The organism is Sporomusaceae bacterium, assembly GCA_031460455.1.
Taxonomy (GTDB): domain Bacteria; phylum Bacillota; class Negativicutes; order Sporomusales; family UBA7701; genus Anaeroselena.
The window spans coordinates 804,193-816,598 of the sequence record JAVKTQ010000001.1; the positions used below are offsets into that span (position 1 = coordinate 804,193).

Below are 12,406 nucleotides of genomic sequence, written 5' to 3' on the forward strand. Positions count from 1 at the left end.
GTTCAGAAGTGCCCAGATGCTAGGCGCACCGGAGGATGGCCCGCGAAGGCGTACTTGGTGGCGTACGTCGAGTGGGCCATCCGAGGAGCAACAACGCAGATGGGCGCTGCTGGACGGCCGTTATTTTTTGACGCTGTAGATTACCACCTGCATCTTAGTCTCCAGCCCGCCCCCCAGCTTCATATTCATCGCCAGGGAATTGACGGAGTTGAAGCGCGGCGCGTCCTCGAGCTGCTTGAGGAAGCCCGCGGTCTGGAAAAAGTCGCCCCTGACGAGGATGTCGAGCGGCGTTTCCTGGTAGTTGTTGCGGCTGACGACCGCGGCGGGCTTGATGTGCATGATCTGGACGCCGCTGGCGCGGGCCGCCTTCTCGACGATGACGAGGAAGTCGCTGACGCCCGGCGTCTCGGGCAGCGCCCGGTCTACGACCCGCCGCCTGATGTCGAGCTCGGCCATGTGCTTAGCGGGATCGGGATGGGCGAGCACATGGGCTTCGATCGCATCCACCTGCCGCTTCTCGCTGCGGTAGCGGCCGTCAAGCTCGACGAGCCGGAGCCGCTGCTGCTGGAAAACGAAAGACCAGGCCACGACGGCGACCAGCACGGTGACGAAAGCGAACAACATCAGCTTATGTTTTAGGGAGAGCTCTTTTGGCAGCGTGATCGCCACGGTTACCTCCCCTTGATCTTAAGGGTGATCTCGAATTTGGTCGCAAAGGTGGTAATGTCCCGTTCCGCCTTGACCAATGTCGGCTCGGCGAACAGGTCGTCCTGCTCCAGCTTGCGCATGAAGGCGGCCAGATCCGGGGTGCTCTTGGCCATCCCGGTAAGCTTCAGGAGACCCTTATCGACCGTAAGGTCGGTGAACCACAGTTCGGGAGGCGTCTTGGCCCCGAGCTGGGTGAGGATGGCGTACCAGGATGTGCGCTCGCGGGTGAGGGCGATGAGCACGTTATCCTTAGCGTCGATGCCCTGCTGCTTGGCGTTGGCCGCCAGCATGGCCTCGCGGGACGGGCGCAGGAGCTGGTGGCGGTTTTTCGCTTCCTCCAGGTTGCGCTCGGTGTGGACAAGCATGAACTGGAAATAACCCCAGACGCTCAGGAAAACGCCGAGGACGAGGAAAATAAGGGCGCCGAAAATCCGGCCGGTCCGCCACTTGGGCTGGCGCTCGGCCAGCGGCAGAAGGTTGATGCGGATCATTCTTCCCCTCCCCTCAGCGCGAGGCCGACGGCCACGCCAAGGCGGCCGCCGAGGCTGCGGACATACTGGGGATCGAAGCTGCCGGCGATGTCGAACGGCGCCAGGGGGTCGTGGATGACCACCGGGACGTCGAGCTGGGCGGAGAAATAGTGGACGATGTTCTCCAGGGCGGCGCCGCCGCCGGTAAGAAAGGCTTTATCGATGATCGCCTCTTTGTTCTGGATGCGGTAATACTCGATGGTGCGCTGCGCCTCGCGGGCCGCCTCGGTGACGAGCAGCTCGAAGCGGCGGTGGACGGCGGACGTGTCATCCTGAGTGCCGGGACGGAAGAGCAGCCCCTTCTGACGCTGCTTGAGGCGCTCGGCTTCCGTCTGGCCGAGTTCGAACGCTTCCATAATGACCTCAGTGAACCGCTGGCCGCTGATGGGCACGGGACGGGCCACCACCGGGGCGCCGTCCTGGAAGATGGTGGCGTGGGAAAGCTCGGCGCCGATGTCGACCACCAGGGCGTTGCCGGCGGCCGGCAGCGTGCGGTAGATGGCGATGGGCTCGGCGTCGATGGCCGCCGGACGGAGACCGGCGGCTTTGACCGCGGCCACCAGATCGTCGACGGCTTCGCGGGGCGCGGCGGCGAGCATGACCCGCATCTCAAGCTCGCTCGTGGCGCGGTCGGTGACGGCGTAGTCGTAGTAATATGTGCCAGGGGCGAAGGGGACGTATTTTTCGCTGTCCCATTTCACAGCCTCGCGCAGTTCATCGGGGCTGAGGGGCGGAAAAGAGATTTCGCGCACAAAAAGGGCAGGCACGCCGATGGCCAGCGCCGCGTCGCGGATGCTGGCCCCGCTGGTGCCCACGGCCTGACGCAAAATAGCCGCCAGGGCTTTGACGTCGCGACACGCGCCGTTCTCCACAATGCCGGGCGGCAGATCCACGACGCCGACGGCCTTCAGCAGGGGCCGGCCCTTGCGGCGGTCGATCTGGACGATCTTGACGGCGCTGGTGCCGACGTCGACGCCGAGTACGTTATCCGTCTGACGGGCAAACAGGGACCGCAGGATGTTCCGCATGGGCGTCACTACTCATCGGCCCGGTGGTGGTGGGGCCGCGCCTTTACGAGAATGATGGCGTTGGTGAGCGCGGCGACGATGTCGACATAGAACTGCTGGTCGAGGGATTTGACCTTGGTCAGCGTCTGGCCCTTGTCGGTGACGACGTAGCGGGGCGGCAGAAAATTGAGCGCCAAGGCCGCGATGTCGTACTGGCAGTGCTTGCAGTTGCAGATGTCGGCGTGGTTGGCGAGCTGCTCGGGGAGGTACTGCCAGACGAGGGTTTCCATGTAGTTGATGAGTTCCATAGTCCGCACTCTCCTTTTTAACAGGCCGTTGATAAGCCCCCATCTGCGTCGTTGCTCCTCAGATCGCTTGCTTGCGTACGTTCGAGTACGCGGCGCGGCGCGCTCTTCCGGTGCGCCTTGCATCTGGGGACTTCTGAACGGCCTGGGGAACGGCATTTAGGATAAGCATATCTTAAATATAATTAGACAAAAGCCGCCGGCTACCTGCCGGGCGGCGCGGGGAAACGGAAAATATCAGCGTCTGAGGAAATGGCCCGCGTACCAGGCAACGATATCCGGGCCGTAGAGGAGGGTGACGAACGCGCCGGCGGCGATGAACGGCCCGAAGGGGATGAGGTCTTTGCGCTTCCTGAGCCTGAGCAGCAGCAGCGCCCCGCCGCCGAGGCCGCCGGCGAGGAAGGACAGGAAGAGCGCCAGCAGGGTGTGCTGCCAGCCGAACCACAGGCCGAGCGCGGCGGCGAACTTGACGTCGCCCCCGCCCATGCCGCCGCGGGTGATGACGGCGATGGCCAGCAGCAGGCCGCCGCCGAGGAGGCCGCCGAGGAGCATGTCGAGGAGACCGACGGGCAGGGTAAGCGCCGAGCCCCACAGCGGCGCGTACGCAAAGGAAAGGTTTATCGCGACACCGGCTCCGGCAAGCCATACGAGGACTTTGTCGTAGATGAGCTGGTGGTCGAAGTCGATGAGGGTGATGACGACGAGGAAGGATGTCAGGACAAGGGCTTTAATGAGCGACGACCCAAGGCCGAAAACAAAGAAACACCACACGAACAGCGCGCCGGTCGCAAGCTCGACCAGGGCGTAGCGGGCGGAGAAGGTAGCGCCGCACGACCGGCAGCGGCCGCGGCGGAGGATGTAGCTGAGGACGGGGATGAGATCGGCTGGCCCGAGGCGGACGCCGCAGGCGCGGCAGTGCGAGGGCGGGCTGACAACCGACTCCCCGGCCGGCAGGCGGTAGACGCAGACATTGAGAAAGCTGCCCACCGCCAGGCCGAGAAGGAAGATGATAAGTTCAAACAATTTGGGTTAACTCCCGAAAAAGTAGGTATCAAGGCAGTCCTGCGACTGCCTTGATATTATAATTAGAGATCTTCAGCCATTTTGTCAGTTCCGCCGATATCGATGGTTGCCCTACCTGCTGCGGTTACTTGGTATTTAGTGCCGGTTATTGCGGCGGCAGTAGTCGTTTTAGTAGCAGTAAAGTTTCCCGTAGGCGGAACCGGCACTGCTTGCAGATATGTGGTTACTGGAGCATCTACGTCGCCGGCTGTAATCGTTCCACCATTCGCGAGTGCCATCATGCATGCCGTGTCGATGGTCCTTAAATCAGCCTGAAGCTTCGCACCCCGAGCAGCATCTGCGGAACTAGCGATCTTGGGTATCGCAATTGCGGCCAGAACGCCGATTACGGCAATTACGACGATTAGCTCAACTAACGTAAAGCCTTTATTATTTTTTACATTACGTCTAAAATTCATCAACTTGATTCACCTCCTTTCAATAAATCTAAAAACAATCCAAAGGGCTAGCTTACTTGCCAATACTGGTGATTATGTCAAAGAGCGGCATGAGGATGGAGAAGACAATCATCCCGATAACCACTCCTAGCACCCCAATTAAGATAGGTCCCAACAAGCTGCTAAGGCGATTGACAGTGTCGTCGATGTCGTTCTCGTAAAAGTCAGCGACTTTCTCGAGCATCTTGTCCACCTCGCCCGTCTCCTCACCCACCGCCGCCATCTGCACGACCATCGGCGGGAAAACACCCGACGCTCCTAGGGTAGCGGCCAGACCGAGTCCTTCGCTGACGCCTTCCTGGGCGGCGGTGATGGCGCGGGCCATGAGGCGGTTGCCGGCAGTCTTTTTGACGACCTCCAGGGCGGCGATGATGGGCACGCCGCCGCGCAGCAGCGTGCTGAGGGTGCGGCTGAAGCGGGCGACGGCAATCTTGCGCCAAAGGGCGCCCATGACCGGCACATGCAGGATGAACTCATCAAGCAACCGCTGCCCCTGTGGTTGGCGCAGATAAATCCGCAACCCGTAGATGATGACGGCGATCCCGGCAGCTAGCAATAGACCATATTCGTTCAAGAAGGCGCTGATCGTCAACAGGGCGCGGGTTGGGGCAGGGAGGGTCACCTTCAGGCTAGCAAATATCTGCACGAAACGCGGTAAAACGAAGAGGAGGATAAATACTATCGCCGCCGCCGCGAAGGTCATAATCACCGCCGGGTAGGTGAGGGCCGATTTGACATTGGCGGTCAGCTTGCTCTCTTTTTCAAAATGGACGGCCAGGCGCTCCAGGACGACGTCGAGTACGCCGCCGACCTCGCCGGCTTCGACCATGCTGGCCATGATGTCCGGGAAGACGCCGGGGTGGTTCTGCATGGCCCGCGACATGGTCTCGCCTTCCTGGACCTTGACGAGGATGTCCTTGACCGCCGCCTTGAGGCGGGCATTGCCGGTCTGGTCGACCATGACGCCGAGGCTGACGGTGAGGGAGAGGCCGGCGTCGACCATGGTCGCGAACTGGCGGCAAAAGATAGCCAGATCCTTGGAGCTAACGGGGTTGAAGATATCGGCAAGCCCCCGGAGGGCTGAACCGCTGTCGGCGGCCGGCCTGATCTGGGTGACGAAATAGCCCTGGTTTCTTATGTAGGCCGCCACGGCCGCCTCGTTTTCGGCGACGAGCGAGCCGGTGAGCAGTTGGCCGGTGCGGTCCTTGGCTCTATAAGCGAAAGTCTTTGACACCGGGCTAATCTCCTCTACGTGGGGGCTGGCTAAAAAGTCCATCTGCGGCGTTGGGCCTGCGGGCGCTTGCTAGCGTACATTCGAGTACGCGTCGCTGCGCGTCCTCGGGCCGCCTTGCATCTGGAGCTTTTTATCTCAGCCCGTATGTTTTCTATCCGTTGATTAATTTCAACAGCGTTTCAGGGTCGGCGGCCCGCGCCAGCGCTTCGTCGGTGCTGACCAGGCCGCGGCGGCACAGGTCGCGCAGGGCGTTGTCCATCGTCTGCATGCCGTTTTTCGCGCCTGTCTGGATGACGGAGGCTAGCTGGTGGGTCTTGCCCTCGCGGATGATGTTGCGCACCGCAGGGGTGGCGAGGAGGATTTCGAGGGCCGCGACCCGGCCGCTGCCGCCCTTGAGGGGCAGGAGCTGCTGGGCGATTATGCCCTGGAGGGTAAGCGACAGCTGGACGCGGATCTGCTGCTGCTGGTAGGGCGGGAAGCCGTCGATGATGCGGTCGATGGTCTGGGCGGCGTCGCCGGTATGGAGGGTGGCCAGCACGAGGTGGCCGGTCTCGGCGGCGGTGATGGCGGTGGCGATCGTCTCCGGGTCGCGCATCTCGCCGACGAGGATGACGTCGGGGTCCTCGCGCAGAGCCGACCGCAGGGCGGCGGCGAAGGAATGGGTATCGGCGTGGATTTCCCGCTGGTTGATGATGCTGCGGTCGTGCCGATGGAGGTATTCGATCGGGTCTTCGAGGGTGACGACATGGCAGGCCCGTTCGCGGTTGACGAGGTCGATCATGGCCGCCAAAGTCGTGGATTTGCCGCTGCCGGTGGGGCCGGTGACGAGCACCAGGCCGCGCGGCTTGCGGGCCAGGGTTTTGACCGTTTCGGGGTGGCCGAGTTCGGCCAGCGTCGGCACCTGCTCGGCGACGACGCGGACGACGATGGCGGTGGCGCCCCGCTGGCGGAAGGCGTTTACGCGGAAACGGCTGAAGCCGGGGATAGCGTAGGAAAAGTCGACTTCGCCCCGTTCGTCGAAGACGGCGCGGTGGTTCTCGGCGGCGATGGCCGTGAGGAGCGCGGCGGTGTCGGCGGGCCTGAGGGCCGGCCGGTCGGTGCGGACGAGGTCGCCGTTGATCCTGAGGACGGGCGGGATGCCCACCGTTATATGCAGGTCGGAGGCTTTGCGGGCCACCGCTTCGCGCAGAAGGGATTGCATGCGTTACCTCCGTTATACTCCGCTGTATGCCACGCGCATGACTTCCTCGACGGTGGTCAGCCCTCCCATGGCTTTGGCGATACCGTCCTCGCGCATGGTGATCATTCCCTGGCTGCGGGCGAGGGCAGCGAGCTCGCCGGTGGATGCGCGGCGAATGATGAGCTCGTGCATCTCGGGGGTGACGGGCATGACTTCGTGGATGGCCACCCGGCCGCGGTAGCCGCTGTGGCCGCAGCGCAAGCAGCCGATGCCGCGGTAGAGGGTGACGTCGTCGTCGGGGCCGAGGCCGAGGAAGTGGCGTTCGGGCGAGTCGGCGGGCGGCGTGTATTTTTGTTTGCATTCCGGGCAGATGACCCGCACTAGGCGCTGGGCGACGACGCCGAGCACCGACGAGGCGGCCAGGAAAGGCTCGATCTCCATATCTATGAGGCGGGTGATGGCGCCGGGGGCGTCGTTGGTGTGGGCGGTGGAGAGGACGAGATGGCCGGTGAGGGCGGCGCGGACGGCGATGTCGGCCGTCTCGCTGTCGCGGACCTCGCCCACCATGATGATGTTGGGGTCCTGGCGGAGGATGGAGCGCAGGCCGTTGGCGAAGGACAAGCCGGCACGCGGGTTGACCTGGACCTGGTTGACGCCGTCGAGGCGATACTCGACCGGGTCCTCGACGGTGATGATGTTTTTGCCCGGCACGTTGACGGTGGCGAGGGTCGAATAGAGGGTTGTGGTCTTGCCGGAGCCGGTCGGGCCGGAGACAAGGATCATGCCGTGGGACTGACGGTAAAGATTACGGTATTTACTGAGATTATCGGCGGAAAAGCCTAAGCTGTTAATATCGAGAATCACCGTCTGCTTGTCCAGTATCCTGAGAACCGCCTTCTCGCCGAGGATGGTGGGCAGGGTGGACACGCGGATGTCGATGTCGCGACCGGACTCGTTCACCTTGATGCGGCCGTCCTGGGGCAGGCGCTTCTCGGCGATGTCCATTTCGCTCATTATCTTGACGCGCGAAATCAGCGACGCATGGGTGTGGCGCGGGAAGGTGACCACCTCGCGCAGCACGCCGTCGATGCGGAAGCGGACGCGGAGGTTCTTGTCCTGCGGTTCGATGTGGATATCGCTGGCCCGGTCCTTGACCGCCTGGCTGATGAGCGAGTTGACGATGCTCACCGCCGGGGCGTCGTCGGCGGTCTGGATATCGGCGGCGAGCGGGTCGTCGAAGCGGATCCTGCTGGCCGCTTTCTCGACAAGTTCGCGCACGCCGTAGGTCTCATTGATCGCCTGGACGATCTCGCGTTCGGCGGCGATGACCGGGTATATCTCGCAGCCGGTCACCATGCGGACATCGTCGATGGCGTAGAAGTTGGTGGGGTCGACCATAGCCAGGGTGAGCTTCTTGCCTTCTTTTTTCAGGGGCAGAACCTGATAGCGCTCCGCAAGGGCGGCGGGGATGACGGCGGCGACATCGCTGCTGACGGACATGGCCGACAGTTCGACGTGGGGGACGCCAAGCTGGAATTCGAGCACTTCGATGATACCGTGCTCGGTTATGTAGCCAAGGTTCACAAGGGTCTTGCCCAGTCGTTCCCCGGTTTTCTTCTGGACGGTGAGGGCCTTTTCGAGTTGGGGCTGCGTGATCATACCCGCTTCGACAAGCAGGTCGCCGAGCTTTTTGCGGCTTTTCACCTTTGGCACTCCTTCGGGAGACGAATAAGCGACAGTTTTCAGATAACTAAAAATGGGGAAAAAAAGGGCAACCTTACAAAAGCAAAAAACTTGCAAATGGTCGGTTGCACTACTAGCTCGGATTCAGGCAAGTGCCCATGTTACGCCAAGAACCGTCATTGCTCCCATATGAAGTTGATAGTAAAAGGCTACATTCGACATAATTAGGAGCACTTCCTGCAACAATATGTAATTTTATAACAAATTTGTGAAAAAAGTTTACTTATTTATTATCCGACAATAATTATCCTTTCTTTCGATACTCCCTATACCCGGCCGTCCCTAGCCGCGCAGAGCCCCGTCGAGAGCGGCGCGCATTGCATCGCGGGGCGCTTCCCGGCCTGTCCAGAGGGTGAAAGCGGCCGCCCCCTGCTCGATGAGCATGCCGGCGCCGCCCACTGTCAGGTGGCCGCGTTCGCGGGCGCGGGCCAGAAACTTGGTCAGCGGCGGCGTGTAGATAAGGTCGCAGACCGCCGCCTCCGGGTTTAAGGCCGCCCAATCGAGCGGCGCCTCTTCGGCGGCGCGGGGGTACATGCCGATGGGGGTACAGTTGACGAGGATGTCGCAGCAGCCCAGGGAGGCGGCGAATGCTTCGCCCTGCCAGCCACAGCCGGCGACTGAGCCGGCGGGGAAGGAAACGGCAAAGGCGGTCGCCTTGGCGGCGTCGCGGGCGCCGACGGTTATGGCCGCCGCTCCGTGCTCGATAAAGCCCCAGGCGACGGCGCGGGCGGCGCCGCCCGCGCCGAGGAGTACGGCCCGGCGGCCGGCGATGGCCACCCCTGCGGCGGTAAGCGAGTTGACGAACCCCGCCAGGTCGGTGTTGTGGCCGGTCGCCCGGCCGGCGGCGAAGACGACGGTGTTGACCGCGCCGACCAGTTCGGCGCTGCGGTCGAGCGCGTCAAGAAACGGGATGATGTTCACTTTATGCGGCACAGTGACGTTTATGCCCGCCAGACCGGCGGCTCTGAAGCCGGCGACGGCGGCGCCGAGAGCGTCGGGGGCGACGGCCAGGGGGACATAGACATAGTCGAGCCCGACGGCGGCGAACGCGGCGTTATGGATGGGAGGCGACAGGGAATGCTCCACCGGCCAGCCGATAACGGCGCAGACCTTCGTCTTGCCGGTAATCACAGGTACACCTCCGGCCGGCGGTCCTGCCAAACCTTCATCCCTTCCCGCACCACGGCGACGGCGGCGGGGTCGATTTCGCCATAGATGACCTCCTCCTCCGCCCCGCCGGCGGCGACGATCTCGCCGTCGGGCGCGATGAGGAGGGACTGGCCGGCGAAGGGGCTGCCACGGTGCTCGCCGACGCAGTTGACGGCGCATACGTATATCTGGTTCTCGATGGCCCGGGCGCGGCTCAGAATCTGCCAGGGAAGGGCGCGGACAAGCGGCCATTCGGACGGCATGAAGATTATCTGGGCGCCCTCGTGGGTCAGCGAGCGAAACAGCTCGGGGAATCTGAGGTCGTAGCAGATCGCCAGACCGGCTCTGACGCCGCCGATATCGAACAGGCAGCGGCGGTCGCCGGCGGCGAAGAAACGTTCCTCGCCCGTCATGCTGAAAAGGTGCAGTTTGGCGTAATTCGCGACCGTCGTCCCGTCGGGGCCGATTACGACCGACTCATTATATATCCGCCCGTGGCGGCGCAGCGTCAGCGACCCGGCCACAACCGTCACGCCCTCCCTGGCGGCGATTTCCCGTATCCCGGTCAGCGTCGGCCCGGCCTCGTCCTCGGCCATCTCCGCCACTTGGCGCAGCGCATAGCCGGTTGTCCATATCTCGGGCAGCACGACAACGGCGGCGTTTGCGGCCGCCTCGGCGATAAGGGCCAGGCCGCGGGCCCGGTTGGCCGCGACGTCGCCTGCGATGATGCGCATCTGGACCATAGCGATTTTCACGTACAGCCCTCCACTTCAGATAAATACTCTATTTCATCAGACCTCTGGACCGCAGCATCTTGACGGCCAGTTTCTCGAAGCGGCGGTGGATACGGGTGCCGATGAATTCCTGGGCGGTCAGCGGCTTGACCCAGATAGTCATCAGGCCCATGCGGTTGCCGCCGAGGACGTCGGTGAACAACTGGTCGCCGACAACCACCGCCTCGTGGGGTTCGAGCCCCAGTTCGGCCAGCGCTCGCCGGAAGCCCGTCTTGGCGGGCTTGTACGCCCGCGAGACGAACGGCAGGCCGAAACGGACGGCGATTTCCCGCACCCGCCCGCGCCAGTTGTTGGAAACGATCGCCACCTTAAAGCCCCGGGCCAGCACATCCTCCAGCCAGGCGACGATGGCGGCGTCCATCTCGCGGCTGTCCCAGGGGATGATGGTGTTGTCGAGGTCGAAGATGACCCCGCGGACGCCCTGGCCCGCAAGAGCGTCGAGGTCGATCTCGAACAGGGAGTCGACAACGAGATTAGGACAAAGCAGGCGATACAACAGGGCACCTCCCAGGATTTATTACCAAAAATTATATCACGGCCGCCGTCAAAAGACAAAAAATGCGGCAATAGGAAAAGCCTTACCTTGCGGTAAGGCTCTTGGCAGGTTTTCACGTTTAAAACTGGCCGTCTTCGGCGGACAGGTTCTTGCTGAGCTTGCCGATGGCCCGCTTCTCGATCCGTGATACATAAGAACGGGAGATACCGAGCATCTTGGCGATGTCGCGCTGCGTCTTCTTGCCGCCGTCCGGCATGCCGAACCGCATCTCCAGCACCCATTTCTCCCGGCTGCTCAGGCGGCTTATCTGCTTATTGAGCCGCTCCTGCTCGCACTGGATCTCGACCGCCTCGGCCACCACGTCGGGGGCGGTGCCGAGAACGTCGATCAACGTGATTTCATTGCCCTCCTTATCCACGCCGATGGGATCGTAGAGGCTGACCTCGGTGCGGGTGCGGCGGGTGCTGCGGAAATGCATGAGGATCTCGTTCTCGATGCAGCGGGCGGCATAGGTGGCCAGACGGGTCTTTTTCCCCTGGTCGAAAGTGTTGATGGCCTTTATCAGGCCGATGGTGCCGATGGAGATGAGGTCGTCGATCTCCTCGCCGGTGTTGTCGAACTTCTTGACGATGTGGGCTACCAGGCGCAGGTTTCTCTCGATGAGCACGTTGCGGGCTTTCTCATCGCCGCTCTTGAGGCGCTCAAGGTAGTGCTGCTCCTCTTTTTCCGACAGCGGTAACGGGAAGGTGTTGTTGGTAAGGTAGGCAACCAGGAAGTACAGTCCCTTGGCGACGGCGGCCGCGAGGACCGCAAAAAAAGAAACCAATCCCCTTCACCCCCGCAAAGACTTGTGCTTCATTGTATGGGCTGCGGGGAAATATTGTGCCTGTCAAGTAATGGAAGAGCAGCAGGAAACTTGTACTGGCGAAAAAAAATAGTGTATACTGGCACCAGGAGCGTGATAGGTTATGGAGCAGTTTATCGGCGATCTCGGCGTCCTGTTCGCCGCCGCCCTGGTCATTCTCTATCTGATGTGGGGCCGGCTGTTCCCCCACTGAGCCGGCACAGGGCGGCAGCCGCATCCCTGGCTGCCATCCGCCCCAGGGCGTCGGCGAGCGCCTCGCCGATAACCCGGCTGAGCTTGACCACGACGGCGAGAGGGGTGTTCTGGAGGTCGAGGTAGCCAAGATGGCCGCCGGCGTTCACGACGCCGACGATGGATACGTGGCCGACGCAGGGCAGGCGGTTGCCTACGGCGATGCCCGCTTCGATGCCCCCGTCCCATGCTTCGATGTTCCCGATCTCACCCGTACGGCCGAGGCAGGCGTCGACGGCGACGATAACCGGGTGGGGATGGCGGGCGTCGATCATGCCCACGGTTTCAACGAGATTGCCGGCGTGCACCGGGTGGTCGAGACTGCCGTACACGGTGCATACGCCGCGTTCTTCGAGATAGCTGCCCACCAGCGGCCCGAGAGCGTCGCCGGTGTAACGGTCCGACCCGATGCACAGAGCCACCAGCGGCCGGATGGCGATGCCCTCCTGCCTGTTCAGCAGTCGCCAGCAATGCTCGGCCAGCCGGGCGGCGATACCTGATTCCCTCAGATTTACAACCAGCTTGTCGTCCGCTTTGCCCATTATCCCCCTCCCCCTGCGTCACTCACTTAATCATTATGCGGCGAGAGGGCAATAGTTGCCAAAAAAGCTGGCGCGGCAAGGCCTGGACACCGCTTTCCTGAG

Annotated in this window: 14 protein-coding genes and 1 riboswitch; all 14 genes read right to left on the bottom strand. The window is 62.6% G+C overall.

Going from position 1 to position 12,406, the window contains the following annotated elements; all coding sequences use genetic code 11:
• Positions 1 to 120: 120 nt before the first annotated feature.
• The 14 genes from pilO to yyaC all read right to left on the bottom strand — a co-directional run bounded on the left by pilO (position 121) and on the right by yyaC (position 12,304).
• The gene (gene pilO, locus RIN56_04210; GenBank protein ID MDR7865996.1) at positions 121 to 669 is read right to left on the bottom strand and encodes a type 4a pilus biogenesis protein PilO; all 549 of its coding nucleotides are present in this window, start codon (positions 667 to 669) and stop codon (positions 121 to 123) included.
• Positions 670 to 671: 2 nt separating this feature from the next.
• On the bottom strand, positions 672 to 1,199 hold the full coding sequence (locus RIN56_04215; GenBank protein MDR7865997.1) for a PilN domain-containing protein: 528 nt from the start codon (positions 1,197 to 1,199) through the stop codon (positions 672 to 674).
• Complete coding sequence (gene pilM / locus RIN56_04220; GenBank protein MDR7865998.1) at positions 1,196 to 2,266, bottom strand: type IV pilus assembly protein PilM; 1,071 nt, start codon at positions 2,264 to 2,266, stop codon at positions 1,196 to 1,198. Before pilM ends, RIN56_04215 begins: the two co-directional genes overlap by 4 nt.
• An 8-nt stretch (positions 2,267 to 2,274) precedes the next feature.
• Complete coding sequence (locus RIN56_04225) at positions 2,275 to 2,553, bottom strand: late competence development ComFB family protein (protein MDR7865999.1); 279 nt, start codon at positions 2,551 to 2,553, stop codon at positions 2,275 to 2,277.
• 234 nt (positions 2,554 to 2,787) lie between these two features.
• Positions 2,788 to 3,573, bottom strand: a complete 786-nt coding sequence (locus tag RIN56_04230; GenBank protein MDR7866000.1) for a prepilin peptidase — start codon at positions 3,571 to 3,573, stop codon at positions 2,788 to 2,790.
• Positions 3,574 to 3,635: 62 nt separating this feature from the next.
• Entirely contained in the window at positions 3,636 to 4,034 is a 399-nt protein-coding gene (locus RIN56_04235) for a prepilin-type N-terminal cleavage/methylation domain-containing protein (protein MDR7866001.1), read from the bottom strand.
• 49 nt (positions 4,035 to 4,083) lie between these two features.
• The gene (locus tag RIN56_04240) at positions 4,084 to 5,304 is read right to left on the bottom strand and encodes a type II secretion system F family protein (protein MDR7866002.1); all 1,221 of its coding nucleotides are present in this window, start codon (positions 5,302 to 5,304) and stop codon (positions 4,084 to 4,086) included.
• A 151-nt stretch (positions 5,305 to 5,455) separates the two neighbouring features.
• Positions 5,456 to 6,505: a type IV pilus twitching motility protein PilT gene (locus RIN56_04245; GenBank protein ID MDR7866003.1), complete on the bottom strand. Its 1,050-nt coding sequence runs from the start codon at positions 6,503 to 6,505 to the stop codon at positions 5,456 to 5,458.
• Between the two features lie 12 nt (positions 6,506 to 6,517).
• Entirely contained in the window at positions 6,518 to 8,188 is a 1,671-nt protein-coding gene (locus tag RIN56_04250) for an ATPase, T2SS/T4P/T4SS family (GenBank protein ID MDR7866004.1), read from the bottom strand.
• An 89-nt stretch (positions 8,189 to 8,277) separates the two neighbouring features.
• Positions 8,278 to 8,363, bottom strand: a riboswitch (cyclic di-GMP riboswitch).
• 146 nt (positions 8,364 to 8,509) lie between these two features.
• Positions 8,510 to 9,358: a shikimate dehydrogenase gene (locus RIN56_04255; protein MDR7866005.1), complete on the bottom strand. Its 849-nt coding sequence runs from the start codon at positions 9,356 to 9,358 to the stop codon at positions 8,510 to 8,512.
• Complete coding sequence (locus RIN56_04260; GenBank protein ID MDR7866006.1) at positions 9,355 to 10,131, bottom strand: carbon-nitrogen family hydrolase; 777 nt, start codon at positions 10,129 to 10,131, stop codon at positions 9,355 to 9,357. Before RIN56_04260 ends, RIN56_04255 begins: the two co-directional genes overlap by 4 nt.
• 28 nt (positions 10,132 to 10,159) lie before the next feature.
• The gene (locus tag RIN56_04265) at positions 10,160 to 10,666 is read right to left on the bottom strand and encodes a YqeG family HAD IIIA-type phosphatase (GenBank protein MDR7866007.1); all 507 of its coding nucleotides are present in this window, start codon (positions 10,664 to 10,666) and stop codon (positions 10,160 to 10,162) included.
• Between the two features lie 118 nt (positions 10,667 to 10,784).
• Positions 10,785 to 11,492 (bottom strand): RNA polymerase sporulation sigma factor SigK, encoded by a 708-nt coding sequence (sigK, locus tag RIN56_04270; GenBank protein ID MDR7866008.1) that lies wholly within the window; start codon positions 11,490 to 11,492, stop codon positions 10,785 to 10,787.
• Between the two features lie 191 nt (positions 11,493 to 11,683).
• Positions 11,684 to 12,304, bottom strand: a complete 621-nt coding sequence (gene yyaC / locus RIN56_04275) for a spore protease YyaC (GenBank protein MDR7866009.1) — start codon at positions 12,302 to 12,304, stop codon at positions 11,684 to 11,686.
• Positions 12,305 to 12,406: the final 102 nt, after the last annotated feature.

Excerpts from the sequence above, each read along its gene's own strand:
- RIN56_04215 (MDR7865997.1), bottom strand. The coding sequence starts at position 1,199 with ATGATCCGCATCAACCTTCTGCCGCTGGCCGAGCGCCAGCCCAAGTGG.
- pilM (MDR7865998.1), bottom strand. The coding sequence starts at position 2,266 with ATGCGGAACATCCTGCGGTCCCTGTTTGCCCGTCAGACGGATAACGTA.
- RIN56_04225 (MDR7865999.1), bottom strand. The coding sequence starts at position 2,553 with ATGGAACTCATCAACTACATGGAAACCCTCGTCTGGCAGTACCTCCCC.
- RIN56_04245 (MDR7866003.1), bottom strand. The coding sequence starts at position 6,505 with ATGCAATCCCTTCTGCGCGAAGCGGTGGCCCGCAAAGCCTCCGACCTG.
- yyaC (MDR7866009.1), bottom strand. The coding sequence starts at position 12,304 with ATGGGCAAAGCGGACGACAAGCTGGTTGTAAATCTGAGGGAATCAGGT.